Source organism: Pseudarthrobacter sp. NPDC092202, assembly GCF_044755505.1.
Lineage (GTDB): Bacteria > Actinomycetota > Actinomycetes > Actinomycetales > Micrococcaceae > Arthrobacter.
The window spans coordinates 155,800-169,587 of record NZ_JBIVRG010000009.1; the positions used below are offsets into that span (position 1 = coordinate 155,800).

Genomic DNA, 13,788 nt, shown 5'->3' on the forward strand with positions numbered 1-13,788 from the left:
ATTCTAATGGATGCGCAGAATATATCGTTTGTCTTCATCAATGTCGGCGGGCTACGGTCTACGCATGTGGAGCATTTGGAGTACCGGGCTGATGGCAGGCCTGGCATTGATCATCGCCATCGGCGCCCAGAACGCGTTTGTGCTGCGGCAGGGGATCCGCCGTGAACACGTGGGTGTGGTGGTGATGCTGTGCATGCTCAGCGATGCCTTGCTGATCCTCGGCGGCACCGTGGGGATCGGTGCTTTGGTGTCCCGGTTCCCGTTGGCACTGGACGTGCTGAGGTGGGGCGGTGCTGCCTATCTGGCATGGTGGGCACTGAGGTCCTTCAGGTCCGCGCTCAAGCCTTCAACCCTGACGGCTGAGGCGCCACGGTCCAAGGGATCGGTCATCGCCACCACCTTGGCGCTGACCTACCTGAATCCCCATGTGTACCTGGATACCGTGGTGCTGCTGGGCGGACTGGCCAACCAGCACGGTCCTGACGCGCGGTGGATCTTCGCGGCCGGGGCTGTGGTGGGAAGCGCCCTCTGGTTCTCGGCACTGGGATATGGAGCCCGAAAGCTCTCCGGGGCGCTCAGCAGCCCGCGGACGTGGCGGATTGTGGACCTGGCCATCGGTGTCGTGATGCTGGCGCTGGCCATCAAGCTCGTGCTGGGCTGACACAGGCTCCGGCAGGGAGTCCTACCGCCTGAATTCAATACGGACGGAGTTGTCGTCAGGGAGGACGATGACCGTTCCGTCCCGTGGCGTCCAGCCGTCGTGCAGGAAGAAGAAGCGCCCGCCGCTGAGCACCAGCAGCCGCAGGCCGTCGTACCGGTAAAGCGTTCCGTCCCCGTTTCCCACCTTGACCTCCGTGACCGCGGCCGAGCCGATGCCCAGCGGCCTGGGCGAGTAGACCTCCGCCCGGGGCATGTACTGGACGCCCTGTTCGAAGTTCAACGCCAGCCGCCGGCCCACCGCCTGGGCGTAGTCGGCCGTGCCCCAGAAGAGCAGCAGCGTCACGATGCTGAGGATCAGCGTGGTTTCCACCGCCCGTTGCTCGGAGCTGAGGGCTGGCAACTTGCGGTCCCGGCCGAGCCGCCGCAGGCGCATGCACCAGGTGGCCACCAGGACACCCAAGGCCATTAGATACGGAGTGAACAGCGCTGTCCGGGCGGGTTCCACCACAGCCAGGACCAGGCTCACGCCCACTAGAACGCCGCTGAGCAGCGCGGCGATGCCCGCGGCCCTGACGATGAGGGCCCTGCCGCGGTCCTCTTCGATGCGGCGGCGCAGCCAGCGGTCCAGGCCCAGCCAGACAACGCTGGCGGCCAGGATGCAGACGAGCGGCAGGAACAGCGCGTTGATGCTGATCAGGATGTAGTCCTGCACCGCGTATCCAAACAGGCTGACGTTCAGGCCCATTTGTGCCGCTTGCGCCTCCGCGCGGGCCCAGCCGAAGTAGAACAGCAGGGCCGTGGCTACCGTGACCGGCGGGCCGATGGCCGAAATGACACCCAGGGCGCGGGACCAGGAGGAACGCCCGTCCCCACCGGCCTCCGTCATGGCGCGGTGCCCGGCGCCGGGCTGCAGGAGCCCTGGTCCGGTGCGTACTCAAAGGAAGCGGATCCGCTCACCGGCCAGTCGGCGTCGGCAACGCTGACCTCGGCCGTGGTTGGCTGCCCCGCTTCGAGGGGCGGCGCCAGGAAGTAGAACTCAAACGGATGGTTACTGTCGATGAAGCTCTGGCGCTGCAGGACTGCGGCTGTCGTGGCGCCAACCTGAACCGAGCGGACGGTCCCGGTGGGCAGGCCGGTGATGTTTCCGGCCAGGACAATTATCTGCCCGGGGCAGACAAGGAAGGGCGGCGAATTGCCTTCGCTGTCCTCAAGGCCCGTCAGCTCCGGCAGGCATGCGGTTCCGGGGAGAGGGGCCAGTTTCACGGTAACACCCGGCTTTTGTTGCCGGACGGCGGCTATGGGGCGGAGGACCTCGAGGGCGGTGGCGGACCAGCAATCGCCCTCGAATGGCGGCGGCATCGTGTCCAGTGCCGAGGCCCCCGCATCCCAAGCAGCCTGGTCTCCGGTCAAACCGAGGCAGAACGCTTTCGCCGCTTCTTCCACCGTATTGAAGGGTGCAGAGGTACCGGGGAGAACCCCGCAGTCCAGGCCCCTCAGGTTCCTGTACCAAATGGGGTCGCCCCTGCCCACCGGGCCGATGGGCAGCCAGTCGAGCACCACGGTCTCCGGTACCGGCGGCAGGTTCGGGGCGGGCGGACCCGGTGGCCGGGCGGGTGGCTGGTTCGGGGCAGGTGGAGCGGGCGGCGGGGCAGGCGGCTGGTTTGGGGCCGGCGGGCCGGATGGCTGGGCCGGCGGCGGAGCGGGCGGCTGGTTTGGGGCAGGCGGGCCGGGTGGCTGGTTTGGGGCAGGCAGGGCAGGTGGCTGGGCCGGCGGCTGCCCCGGGACAGGGCTTTGTTCACCGCCCGGTGCAGGCAGTGGCTGGTCCTGTTGCGGATCCTGGGACTGGCTGCGTTCCCCGCCGGCCGTGGAACCGCCAGCGGAACCACTGGAACCGCCGGACTCGGTGGCCCGGTTTGATTGTGACGTGCTGCTGGGAGCCGGCTCACCACCACCGCCGGTCGGCATGCAGGCAGACAGGAGCAGCGAGAGGGAGACCGCCCAGATGAGGGCAGCCGGGCGGCGGCTGCAGATGTGCATCTCGCACCATCACTATCTGTACTGCCTGGGTTCCAGCCCTGGAGGTCCGGCCGGCCAGGGAAAGCATCGACCGTGGAGAGGTCTTTGCGTCCAACGGAATTAAACCCTGCCGGCGTTACTAGGGCGTTACTGCCGGCGGTGCGAAGAACGTACGACGGCGGGGTGGGCCGCCGAAGCAGCCCCTCCTTGGGTGCGTCCACGTAAAAGTCCGGCGCCGCCGTCGTCCGTTGCGCGGATGCGCTGCGCTAGACGGCCGGCTCGCGGCGCCGCCGGAACACCATGCGGAGGTTGTCCCGAAAGCTCAGGCTGCTCCGCCGGCTCACCACAATCACGGCGGCCACGGCCGCCAGCAGCACGACGATTCCACCGGCCGCCACCGACCAGCGCGCGCCGAACTCCGAGCCGATCCAGCCCATCAGGGGAGCGCCCACGGCGGTTCCGCCCTGCAGCACGGCGAGGTACAGGGCCAGCACCCGCCCGCGGAACCGGGGCTCCACGGACAGCTGGATGCTGGTATTGCAGCTGTTCAGGAAGGTGATGGACGCCAGGCCTACCGGGATCAAAACTGCTGCATACAGCCAGAACGACGGCGACACGCTGCCCAGGAGCGTGAACGCGCCAAGCCCGAGCGCCCCGCCCAACAGGAACCTCAGCCGGGGACCGGCCCGGCGTGCGGCAAGGAGTGCCCCGGCCAGGGTGCCCACTGCCATGATGGATCCCAGCAGCCCGAATTCGCCGGCGCCCACCCCGAACTCGGTGGTGGCCATGAGCGCGTTGATGATGGGGAAGTTCATCCCGAAGGCGCCGAGGATGCCCACCAGGACCATGATCAGCATCAGGTCCGGCCGGTTGTGCACGTAGCGGACACCCTCTGCCACCTGGTGCCTGCCCCTGCTGGCCGGCGCTGCGGGAGCGAGCTCCGAGGCCCGGATCCTGGACAGGGAGATGATGACGGCCCCAAAGCTGGCTGCGTTGAGCAGGAACACCGGCCCAGTCCCTACCCAGGCGATCAGTACGCCTGCGATTGCCGGGCCGGTAAGCCTGGCCGTGTTGAAGGACGCGGAGTTGAGTGCCACCGCGTTGGAGATGTTGTCCTGGCCCACGAGTTCGGAGACGAAAGCCTGCCGGGAGGGCGCGTCCATGGCGCTGGCAATTCCAAGGCACAGGGCCGCTACGTAGGCGTGCCACAGTTCGGCGGTACCGGTGACCACCAGCAGCCCCAGCGCCAGGCCGGTCAGGCCCATGGCCACCTGGGTCCACAGCAGGATCACGCGTTTGCGGTAGCGGTCCGCCAGCACGCCGCCGTACGGTCCAAGGAGCAGCATGGGGAGGAACTGCAGGCCGGTGGTGATGCCGACGGCGGCGCCGGAGTAGTTGGTAAGTACGGTCAGCACCAGCCAGTCCTGGGCTATCCGCTGCATCCAGGTGCCGATATTGGACACCAGCGCACCACTGGCCCAGATCCGGTAGTTCCGGTTCTCCAAGGCCCTGAACATGGCACTCATTTGCCGCTCATTTCCTGCATGATCTGCGCCGCGCGGCCCAGGACCAGCCTGTCCTCTTCGCTCAGTCCGGCCACCCGCTGCGCCAGCCAGGCGGTCCGCTGGTTCCGGGCCTCGGCCAGGACTGCCCGGCCGGCGTCGGTGATGTCCACGCGGACCTGGCGCCCGTCGTCGGGGTTTGCGGTTCGGGATACGAACCCCTGCTCTGCCAGCGCGTTGACGATCCGTGTCATGGAAGGGGCCTGCACGTGCTCGCTTTCGGCGAGGGCGCGGAGGGTGCTGGGACCGTTGCCGTTGAGGAGGGCAAGCACCGTGTACTGGCCGGGGGTGATGGCGTCCCCGGTGGCCTCGACGCGGAGCCGCCGCGAGGTGCGCATCACGGCCGTGCGGAGTTCGATGGCCAGGCTGTCCGGGGTGGCCGTTCCGGTGGTTTTGCGGTTCTCGATGTTGGTGGTGGTCACGCCGGAATTGCGCCTCCTGAAGATACTTAGCGCTGCTAATTAGTTCTGCTAATAAGTATGCTCCTGTTCCGGAAGTGCGGCAAGGAAGTGTGCCGGGGGTAGCAGTGATGCAGGCAGGTCCGATAGTTTCTGCATTTGGTCCGAAAGGGTGGGACCGAATGTGCCGCAGGCACGATTGGGGCCGCCGACTTGCGGCCTCGCGGTGCGTTGTTGGGCGGGGTCGGTTCCTGCCGTGGCGTGGGAGTGCACTTTCGGTTCGCATCAGACTGTTGTTATTGCTGAAACTTTACGATAGTTTCTTCGTGTGATGCAGGTCGCAACGGTGGGGAGCCGGCGGCCTCTTGCCTACCGAAGGACAATGATGACCAGCGAGCCTCACGCAAGCACCCCCGAATTCCGTCTTAAACGCCTGCACGAGAGGCTGGGCGGCATCGCGTACGGCGGGGACTACAACCCGGAACAGTGGCCCCGCGAGGTGTGGCAGGAGGACGTCCGCCTCATGAAGGAGGCGGGGGTCAACCTGGTTACCCTGGCTGTCTTTTCCTGGAGCCGGCTGGAAAGCGCGGACGGTGTCTATGACTTCGGCTGGCTGGACCAGATCATGGACCTGCTGCACACAAACGGCATCGGCGTGGACCTCGCCACCCCTGATGCCGTCCCGCCGGCGTGGCTCGTTTCCCAGCACCCGGACATCCTTCCGGTCCTGGCGGACGGCACCACCTTCGGCTTCGGGTCCCGCCAGCACTTCGACGTCTCCCACCCCGCGTACCGGGAGAAGTCCCAGGCCATGGCCGAGAAGATGGGGGAGCGGTACGCGAAGCACCCCGCCCTCTGCATGTGGCACGTCAACAACGAATACGGCCCGGTCTCCTACGGCCCCCATGCGGACCGGGCCTTCCGTGCATGGCTGCAGCAGAAGTACAGCAGCCTGGACCAACTCAACCAGGCCTGGAGCACGGACGTCTGGGGCCAGGTCTACTCAGACTGGGCCCAGGTCAACGCCCCCGCCCAGCCCCGCACGTGGTCCAACCCCTCCCGGCGCCTGGACTACCACCGCTTCACCTCGGACAGCATGCTGGAGCACTACAAGGCCGAACGGGACATCCTGCGCCGGCACACCCCGGACCTTCCCATCGTCACCAACTTCATGCGCTTCTACAAGAACAACGACTACTGGGCCTGGGCCGCGGAGGAGGACGCCGCCGCCCTGGACATCTACCCGGACCCGCGCGAGGAAGACGCCCACGTGGCCGCCGCCCTCAACTTCGACCTGATGCGCTCGCTCCGGAAGGGCCAGCCCTGGCTGGTCATGGAACAGGCCACCGCAGCGGTGAGCCAGTGGTCCGTCAACGTCTCCAAACTCCCCGGCAAGATGCGGCTGGGCTCCTACCAGGCGATCGCCCAGGGCGCGGATTCCATCCTCTTCTTCCAGTGGCGCCAGGCCAAGGGCGGCACGGAGCGCTTCCACTCCGGCATGGTCAACCACGCCGGGCCCAACACGCGCGTTTTCCGGGAAGTCTGCGAGCTGGGCCGTGAGCTGAAGGAGCTCGGCGGCATTACCGGCACACGGTCAGCCGCCAAGGTGGCCATGGTGTTCGACTGGGACTGCTGGTGGGCCCTGGAACTAGGCAACTCGCCGCGCTCTGACCTGAGCTACACCCAGGAAGTCCTCCGCCTCTACCGGCCCTTCTTCGAGGCGAACATTCCGGTGGACTTCGTGGACACCAAGGCGGATCTCAGCCAGTACCGCCTGCTGGTCCTGCCGGCGTCGTACCTTCTTTCAGACGAGGCCGCGCAGCGGATCGAGGACTACGTTGCCGGCGGCGGCCGCCTGGTGGCCAGCTACCTCTCCGGCATTGTGGACCCGGACAACACCATCCGCCTGGGCGGCTACCCGGGCGCCCTCCGGAACGTCCTGGGCGCGTGGAGCGAGGAGATGCACCCGCTGGCCGGCGAGGGCGAGGAAGTAAAGCTTTCAACGGCCGACGGCGGCACGGCCTCCGCCAGTTACTGGACTGAGCACCTGCACACCGAAACAGCGGACGTCCTGGCGAGCTACGCCTCCGGCCGGCTCGCGGGATCGCCCGCCGTCACCCGGAATACTTTCGGCGAGGGCACGGCCGTCTATCTGTCCGCCCGGGTGGACAGCACCTTCCTGGAGGAACTGCTTGCGTCCGAGCGCGCTGCTGCGGGGATCCGTCCGGAACTTGACGCTCCGCTGGGAGTGCAGGTCCGCCGTCGTACGGGCAACGGACGCAGCTACCTTCTGGTCCTGAACCACAACGACGCCCCGGCCCGCGTGGACATCAAGGCCGGCGGCACCGACCTCCTCACCGGCAACTCCGTCCAGGGAACCGTAGAGCTCGCTGGCTACGGCGTCCTGGTGATTGAAGAACCCGCAGAATCCATTTCCGCAGAAACCGCCCGATAGGAGGCCCCACCATGGCCCTGCGACTGGAAGTACCTCCCGAGGCGGTCACCCCGGACCCGCCCGGCACCACCCGGAACCGCCGCAACAAACCCGGCAGCTGGGGGCTGGCCCTGAAACGGGACTGGCGGCTCTACACCCTGGTGCTGCTGCCGCTGGCCTACTTCGCCGTGTTCCGCTACCTGCCCATGGCCGGCAACGTGATCGCCTTCCGGCAGTTCCAGCCCGGCGGCAGCATCTTCGGCGAGAAATGGGTGGGACTGAAATACGTCACCCTGTTCATCAACGATCCCAGCTTCTGGCAGGCGTTCCAGAACACCATCGTCCTGGGCGTGCTGACGCTGCTGTTCTGCTTCCCCATGCCCATCATCTTCGCGCTGATGCTGAACGAGCTGCGCTCGCAGAAGTTCAAGAAGTTCGTCCAGACCGTGGCGTACCTGCCGCACTTCATGTCCGTGGTGATCATCGCCGGCATGATCCTGCAGAACTTCTCCATGACCGGCACGGTCAACCAGATCGCCAACACTTTGTTCGGCACCACGGTGAACTTCACCCAGGACGCCGGCTGGTTCCGGCCCATGTACATCAGCTCCGAGGTGTGGCAGACCATGGGCTGGGGCGCCATCCTCTACCTCGCCGCGCTGACCCGCGTGGACGAATCGCTGTACGAGGCCGCCCGGATTGACGGTGCCAACCGCTGGCAACAGACCTGGCACGTGACGCTGCCGGCCATCAGGCCCACCATCATCACCCTCCTGATCCTGAACATCGGCACGTTCATGGCCGTGGGCTTCGAGAAGATCCTCCTGATCTACAACCCGCTCAACTACGCAACGTCCGATGTCATCTCCACCTACCTGTACCGGGTGGGCCTGGAGTCCAGCAACTTCAGCTACGCCGCGGCCATCGGCATGTTCGAATCCGTCATCGGCCTCACGCTGATCCTCTCCGCCAACGCCATCTCCAAGCGGCTGGCCGGAACGAGCCTGTGGTGAAAGGGCCAACCATGAAAGAAACCGGCGTCCTGCTCAAGGACATGAAGGTCTCCCGCGGCATGCGGGTGTTCCGGATGTTCAACCTGGTCTTCCTGCTGGTGGTGGTGTTCCTGACCCTCTACCCGTTCCTGAACATCATTGCCCAGAGCTTCTCCAGCGAAGGCTTCATCAACGCGGGCCAGGTCAACCTGTTCCCCATGGGGTTCAACACCGAAACGTACAAGCTGATCCTCGCCGACTCCACCTTCTGGAACAACTACGGCAACACGGTCCTGTACACGGTGGTGGCAACGGCCATCTCCATGGTGCTGACCACCAGCTTCGCCTATGCCATCGCCAAGAAGGACCTGAAGGGCCGCAGCGTGTTCATCGGCATCGCGGTTTTCACCATGTTCTTCAACGGCGGCCTCATCCCCAACTACGTGCTGATCAGCTCGCTGGGGATGCGGGACACCCTGTGGGCCGTGGTGCTGCCCAATGCCATCAGCGTCTTCAACCTGCTCATCATGAAGTCGTTCTTCGAGAACATGCCCCGGGAGCTGGAGGAAGCTGCCGCCATCGACGGGCTGACCCAGTACGGCGTGCTGTTCAAGGTGGTCCTTCCCCTGAGCAAGGCCATCGTGGCCACCATGGTGCTGTTCTACGCCGTTGCCAACTGGAACTCCTGGTTCCAGGCCTTCCTCTACCTGGACAACCCGGACCTGTTCCCGGTGACCATTTACCTGCGGAACATGATCGCCGGGGTCACCACCGCGGACTCTGCCGGCGGCACGGCCGAGAACCTGGGCCAGATCGCGGCGAACATCCAGTCGGTCACCATCGTCCTCACCGTAATCCCCATTTTGTGCGTTTACCCCTTTGTCCAAAAGTACTTCTTCACCGGCGTCATGCTCGGTTCCGTCAAGGAATAACCCCTTATGAAAGGAAAACTTATGATCCGCAGACGAGAGTTCCTCGGCCTCTCCGCCCTCGCCGCCTTCGGCCTGGTGGCGGCTGGCTGTGACTCCGATTCAGGCGCCAAGGTGGATACCTCCAAGGCCCGTACCGGAGCCATGGACAGCTTCGGCGTGGGGGACACGTTCAAGGCGACGGCGCCGGTGAGCTTCACCTTCCTCTTCAGCGACCAGCCCTCGTACCCGTTCAAGAAGGACTGGCTGCTGTTCACCCAGATGTCCACCGCGAACAACGTCACGCTGGAACCCACCATCGTTCCCAGCAGCGACTACGAGCAGAAGCGCAGCCTGCTGATCAGCTCGGGCAACGCCCCGGAAATCATCGCCAAGACCTACCCGGGCCAGGAGAGCGCCTACGTCTCCTCCGGGGCGGTCCTGCCGGTCAGCGACTACGTGGACCTGATGCCGCACTTCCAGGACAAGGTGAAGAAGTGGAAGCTCGAGCCGGAGATCGCCGGGCTCACACAGGAGGACGGCAAGTACTATGTGCTGCCCGGCCTCCATGAGGAGCTGTGGCCGGACTACACGCTGGCGTTCCGCACCGACATCCTGGAGAAGGAGGGGATCGCAGATCCAAAAACCTGGGACGAGTTCCGCGAGGTGCTGCGAAAACTGAAGAAGGCCTACCCGGACGTGGTTCCGTTCTCGGACAGGTTCAACGGCAACAGCGTGCTGAACATCGCCGGGAACTCGTTCGGCACGATGGCGGGCTGGGGCCTGGTGGACGGGCTGAACTTCGACGAATCGAAAAAGGAGTTCGAGTTCGCCGCCGGCACCTCCAAGTTCAAGGAACTGGTGACCTACTTCAACTCCCTGGTGACCGAGGGCCTGATGGACCCCGAAAGCTTCACCCAGACGGACGACTCCGCCATCCAGAAGTTCACCTCCGGCAAGTCGTTCGTGATCAGCGCGAACTCGCAGAACATCATCACGTACCGCACGTCCATGGAGCAGTCGCTGGGCAAGGGCAACTTCACCGTCCGCAAGATCACCGTCCCCGGTGGCCCAGCGGGGGACGTCATCGGCGGATCGCGGCTGGAGAACGGCATCATGCTCAACTCGTCCGTGAAGGACAAGGACACGTTCGTGGCGCTCATGCAGTACATCGACTGGCTCTTCTACAGCGATGCCGGGCAGGAGTTTGCGAAGTGGGGTGTGGAGGGAACCACCTTCACCAAGGAAGGCGGGAAGCGCGTCCTGGCCAAGGACATCAACTTCCAGGGCCTCAACCCGGCCGGCACCAAGGACCTGCGGATGGAATACGGCTTCTCCGGCGGCAACTTCGCCTACGGCGGCACCACGGACCTGCTGCACTCCACCTTCAACGAGGAGGAGCTCGCGTTCCAGGAGGCCATGAAGAGCAAGACACCGAAGCCGGTGTCCCCGCCCGTGCCGTTCAGCGACGTGGACCGCGAGCAGGCCACCCTGGTGCTCACCCCGCTGAAGGACCACGTCAAGCAGAACACCCTGAAGTTCATCACGGGGCAGCGGAGCCTGGGCGAGTTCGACGCCTACCTCAAGGAACTGGACAGCAAGGGCATGTCCAAGTACGTAGAGTTGGCGAACAAGGCGTACACGGCTTACGCGGACAAGAAGTAGCAAGTACGACGGCGGCGGCCAGCGTTGGCCGGCAACCGAGAGGCAGTGCGTGGTTCAGAAGAAAATGGAGTACGGTGCGGGCCCCCTGTTCAGGGCGGCCGGCACCGTCTCCGGCGTGATGATGGGCCACGCACTGCTGGTGCTTGCCAACGTGCCGCTGGTGGTAGCGCCGCTGCTGGGCAACTGGCTCCTGGTGCTGCTGGCCTGCGTTCCGGTTGGCCCGTCCCTGGTGGCTGTCATGTACGCGTTCAACCGGCTGCTTGCCGGCCATGACACCGGGGTGTTCCGTGACTTTGTGCGCGGCTACCGGATGAACTTTGCGCAGGCCCTGTCGGTGTGGCTGCCGTACCTGCTGGTGCTGGCCGTGATCGCCTTGAACCTGGCCGGACTGCCGCTCATGCCCGGCGCCGGGCCCGCCGCGGAACCGGCCATCCGGGTGGCGCTGCTGGTCCTGGGGCTCCTGGTGGCAACGGCGTCACTGAACGCTTTGCAGCTGCTCTCCCGCTTTACCTTCCCGGTGCGGGACATCTACCGGTTGTCGCTGTACAGCTTCGGTGCGCAGAAGCGGGTGGCGCTGGGCACAGCCGGCATCCTGTTTGTGGCTGCATTCCTGCTGCTGATGACCACCACCTACCTGATGCTGGTGGCCGCCGGGGCCCTGGTGTTCCTGGTGTGCCTCAACTCCCGGCCGCTGCTGCGGTTCATCGAGGACAGGTTCACCGCTTAGCTTCATGTCCTTTGCGGGCTGTGATCGCAGCTATCCATTGCGGAAGACGCGGGAGCGCTAGGGTGCGGTCTCCGAAATGGTCGTTTCGATCGCGGTCCAAGTCGTCGCAGTTCCCGCAGGCATAGATCCCTGGGGTTTTGTCAGCACTTCTCGTTCGCCGATCAGCAGACCTGTCTTGGGGTCGATGATGATGTCTTGACGGCGGTTGGAAGCTGTCTCCACGCGTCCGATTGCGATGCCTTTCCTTCCATCGAGCGTGGCTTGCTCGTCCGTGACTGTCACCCCCGGAACGAGCGCTGCGGCTTTGTACAATGCGGCGCGGAGATCGGCAGGGACCATGCCGGTGCGGAGCAGGTCAGCGATGAACACCAAGGACTCGCCGTCCCTGGACTGACCCTTGCCGTCTGTTTGCCGGCGGATTTCAGCCAGGAGGGCGTTTGGGTCACGGGGAAAGGCAGCCAGTGCATCCTGTGAGGGAAAGCCGGACTGCTCAGGGGGCGTGCCGTAGAAACCACCGTTATTGCCCCTTAGCACGTACCCTGCGGCGGGTTTTGTACTGGAGGCGTATTCCTTCGATTTCTCATCAAAAAATGTTGTGGGGATCCGTCCTGATCTTTCCCAAATCCACTCTTCCTGCCGGTTGGCGGGGATGTAAATAGTGCTTTTTTCCGTATCCAACCACTCATGCACGCTGCCATCTGCGGCGACGGCAGCACTACCCCAGATATTGGTGCTCTGGATCTTCAAGTACTGCCCCGGGCCCGGAACAAGGTCTGCTGTCCGGATGGTTGTTTCGGCAGCTGCGTTGAGCACCTCCGCGGCCTGCGCGGTAGCTGCTCCACGCAGTGGACCGGGCACGAACACGTCGCCGCCAACCAATGCGGCAGCGACCAAGGCCGTTGCCGCTGACGCAAGACCCCATCTCACCACCGCGCGGCGACGAGGCTTCTTCTGAAGCTTTACCGACTGCGGATCAATACGTTGCAGCAACTTGGTCCGGCCTCTGTCGATAGCGGCATCGGTGGCTATGGGAGTCCTGTCACGCATTTCGCGCAGGAGTGATAGCTCGTCCATGCTCGATCTCCTCTTCATCTGTGTTCAGCAGGCCGGCTGCATCTCGAATGATGCGCCGTGCCCTGTTAAGCCGTGACCGGACAGTCCCAACGGGAACGCCGGTTGCCAGTGCGATGCCCTCATAGGTCAGATCAGCCCACGCATAAAGCAACAAACATTCCCGGTCTGCTGTCGAAAGCGTCCTGATTGCTGCGGCCAAGTTGGATGACTTCGCGGCTGCGTCCAGCCGTTCAGCCACACGATCGGCGCCGTCCTCGTAGCTGTCTCTGCCTGCAGCTTTCGCGAAGGCTCTTAGCCGTCTGGCTTCAGTACGGTGGTGCCGGCGGAGCAGATTGGTCGCGATCCCGAACAGCCAGGGCCTGGCATCATCCCATGCGTAGTCAAAAGCCTCCCGGCTTTCGTAGGCGACCAGGAACGTTTGCGACATGACGTCCTCGGCTACTGAATCACCTGCCCGGGTAGCCGCGTAGCGGTACACCGCCCGGGAATACTTGTCATAAAGCGCAGCGAAGGCCTGCGGGTCCTTGCTGGATCGGCGAATCAAGTCGCTATCGGTAGTCACAAACGGTATTGCCCCCAAGCGTGAAAAGAGTTCACGGCAGTCTAGGTGGAAACTGCAACATTGCAGGACTGCCGATAGGCGGTGGGGCAAAACGACCATCTCTGACCTGCCTCCGCCGGGCCTCACAAAGCCGGGGGACAAGCCCGTGGGGACCTGCATCTGGGCGCTCCGCAAGATGAGTGCGATCAAATCGAACCGCAATAGTAGGGTGCGGAATGAACCATACCGGCAGGCTTGTAGTCGAAGGGAGGAACCGTGATCTCAGCGCTGAACCAACTCGTGGATTTCATCGAAGAGCACCTCACCGAGGGGATCGACATTGAGGACCTGGCGGTCAGTCTCGGCACGACGGAGTACCACCTCCGCCGAATGTTCTCATCACTGGCCGGTATGCCGCTCTCTGAGTACGTCCGCAGGCGCCGCATGACGGTGGCGGCGACGGACGTTCTCGAAAGGGGCGAGCTGCTGGCAATCGCGGTGCGGTATGGCTACGGCTCGACCGAGGCTTTCAGCCGGGCATTCCGATCAGTGCACGGCGTCGGACCCAGCGACGTCCGCCGGGACGGCGGGCCCCTTCGTGCCCAACCCCAGCTCAGGTTCCGCCTGACCGTAGAAGGAAAAACCGCAATGAACACTCGCATCACAGACCGGCCGGCATTCCGGCTCATCGGCCACTCGGTCCGCGTGCCCCTTATCCTCGATCCACCGATGAGTTTGGGGTGTGAGCGGGTGCCGTGACACGGAAATGCCCCTCGGATCAGGGAAAATAGAGCTTGTCTAAGGTTCTAGT

Annotated in this window: 12 protein-coding genes and 1 pseudogene; 7 read left to right on the forward strand and 6 right to left on the reverse strand. The window is 64.6% G+C overall.

Annotated elements, in window-relative coordinates; genetic code table 11:
* The first annotated feature begins 64 nt into the window (after window positions 1–64).
* Window positions 65–661 (forward strand): LysE/ArgO family amino acid transporter, encoded by a 597-nt coding sequence (locus ACIQF4_RS14635; RefSeq protein ID WP_400516313.1) that lies wholly within the window; start codon window positions 65–67, stop codon window positions 659–661.
* A gap of 21 nt (window positions 662–682) precedes the next feature.
* On the opposite strand, the gene ACIQF4_RS14640 is transcribed toward ACIQF4_RS14635, so the two are convergent.
* The 4 genes from ACIQF4_RS14640 to ACIQF4_RS14655 form a co-directional block, all read right to left on the reverse strand.
* The gene (locus ACIQF4_RS14640; protein ID WP_400516312.1) at window positions 683–1,546 is read right to left on the reverse strand and encodes a hypothetical protein; all 864 of its coding nucleotides are present in this window, start codon (window positions 1,544–1,546) and stop codon (window positions 683–685) included.
* Complete coding sequence (locus ACIQF4_RS14645) at window positions 1,543–2,217, reverse strand: hypothetical protein (protein WP_400516311.1); 675 nt, start codon at window positions 2,215–2,217, stop codon at window positions 1,543–1,545. Before ACIQF4_RS14645 ends, ACIQF4_RS14640 begins: the two co-directional genes overlap by 4 nt.
* 725 nt (window positions 2,218–2,942) lie before the next feature.
* Window positions 2,943–4,202, reverse strand: a complete 1,260-nt coding sequence (locus tag ACIQF4_RS14650) for an MFS transporter (protein WP_400516310.1) — start codon at window positions 4,200–4,202, stop codon at window positions 2,943–2,945.
* Window positions 4,199–4,576 carry a MarR family winged helix-turn-helix transcriptional regulator gene (locus ACIQF4_RS14655; protein ID WP_400516413.1) on the reverse strand — a complete coding sequence of 126 codons (378 nt, stop codon included), beginning with the start codon at window positions 4,574–4,576 and terminating at the stop codon, window positions 4,199–4,201. The genes ACIQF4_RS14650 and ACIQF4_RS14655 overlap by 4 nt, the downstream gene beginning before the upstream one ends.
* A 445-nt stretch (window positions 4,577–5,021) precedes the next feature.
* On the opposite strand from ACIQF4_RS14655, the gene ACIQF4_RS14660 reads away from it, so the two are divergent.
* The 5 genes from ACIQF4_RS14660 to ACIQF4_RS14680 are packed head-to-tail and all read left to right on the forward strand — an operon-like array spanning window position 5,022 to window position 11,362.
* A complete protein-coding gene (locus ACIQF4_RS14660; protein ID WP_400516309.1) occupies window positions 5,022–7,091 on the forward strand; it encodes a beta-galactosidase in 2,070 nt (689 codons plus the stop codon).
* A gap of 11 nt (window positions 7,092–7,102) precedes the next feature.
* Window positions 7,103–8,083: an ABC transporter permease subunit gene (locus ACIQF4_RS14665; protein WP_350003901.1), complete on the forward strand. Its 981-nt coding sequence runs from the start codon at window positions 7,103–7,105 to the stop codon at window positions 8,081–8,083.
* Between the two features lie 11 nt (window positions 8,084–8,094).
* The gene (locus ACIQF4_RS14670; protein ID WP_400516308.1) at window positions 8,095–8,994 is read left to right on the forward strand and encodes a carbohydrate ABC transporter permease; all 900 of its coding nucleotides are present in this window, start codon (window positions 8,095–8,097) and stop codon (window positions 8,992–8,994) included.
* Window positions 8,995–9,000: 6 nt separating this feature from the next.
* Entirely contained in the window at window positions 9,001–10,635 is a 1,635-nt protein-coding gene (locus tag ACIQF4_RS14675) for an extracellular solute-binding protein (protein WP_400516307.1), read from the forward strand.
* Between the two features lie 49 nt (window positions 10,636–10,684).
* Entirely contained in the window at window positions 10,685–11,362 is a 678-nt protein-coding gene (locus ACIQF4_RS14680; protein ID WP_400516306.1) for a DUF624 domain-containing protein, read from the forward strand.
* A gap of 57 nt (window positions 11,363–11,419) precedes the next feature.
* Here the strand turns inward: ACIQF4_RS14680 and ACIQF4_RS14685 are convergent, their stop codons facing one another.
* On the reverse strand, window positions 11,420–12,436 hold the full coding sequence (locus ACIQF4_RS14685) for a CU044_5270 family protein (protein ID WP_400516305.1): 1,017 nt from the start codon (window positions 12,434–12,436) through the stop codon (window positions 11,420–11,422).
* Entirely contained in the window at window positions 12,402–12,998 is a 597-nt protein-coding gene (locus ACIQF4_RS14690) for an RNA polymerase sigma factor (RefSeq protein ID WP_400516304.1), read from the reverse strand. The genes ACIQF4_RS14685 and ACIQF4_RS14690 overlap by 35 nt, the downstream gene beginning before the upstream one ends.
* Window positions 12,999–13,253: 255 nt before the next feature.
* On the opposite strand from ACIQF4_RS14690, the pseudogene ACIQF4_RS14695 reads away from it, so the two are divergent.
* Window positions 13,254–13,694, forward strand: a pseudogene (locus ACIQF4_RS14695) (helix-turn-helix transcriptional regulator); the annotation flags it as partial.
* Between the last annotated feature and the right edge of the window lie 94 nt (window positions 13,695–13,788).

Bases quoted from the DNA above. Each gene is read 5' to 3' on its own strand.
- ACIQF4_RS14665 (WP_350003901.1), top strand. From the start codon at position 7,103: ATGGCCCTGCGACTGGAAGTACCTCCCGAGGCGGTCACCCCGGACCCG.
- ACIQF4_RS14650 (WP_400516310.1), bottom strand. From the start codon at position 4,202: ATGAGTGCCATGTTCAGGGCCTTGGAGAACCGGAACTACCGGATCTGG.
- ACIQF4_RS14655 (WP_400516413.1), bottom strand. From the start codon at position 4,576: ATGCGCACCTCGCGGCGGCTCCGCGTCGAGGCCACCGGGGACGCCATC.
- ACIQF4_RS14635 (WP_400516313.1), top strand. From the start codon at position 65: ATGTGGAGCATTTGGAGTACCGGGCTGATGGCAGGCCTGGCATTGATC.
- ACIQF4_RS14675 (WP_400516307.1), top strand. From the start codon at position 9,001: ATGAAAGGAAAACTTATGATCCGCAGACGAGAGTTCCTCGGCCTCTCC.
- ACIQF4_RS14685 (WP_400516305.1), bottom strand. From the start codon at position 12,436: ATGGACGAGCTATCACTCCTGCGCGAAATGCGTGACAGGACTCCCATA.
- ACIQF4_RS14660 (WP_400516309.1), top strand. From the start codon at position 5,022: ATGACCAGCGAGCCTCACGCAAGCACCCCCGAATTCCGTCTTAAACGC.
- ACIQF4_RS14640 (WP_400516312.1), bottom strand. From the start codon at position 1,546: ATGACGGAGGCCGGTGGGGACGGGCGTTCCTCCTGGTCCCGCGCCCTG.
- ACIQF4_RS14670 (WP_400516308.1), top strand. From the start codon at position 8,095: ATGAAAGAAACCGGCGTCCTGCTCAAGGACATGAAGGTCTCCCGCGGC.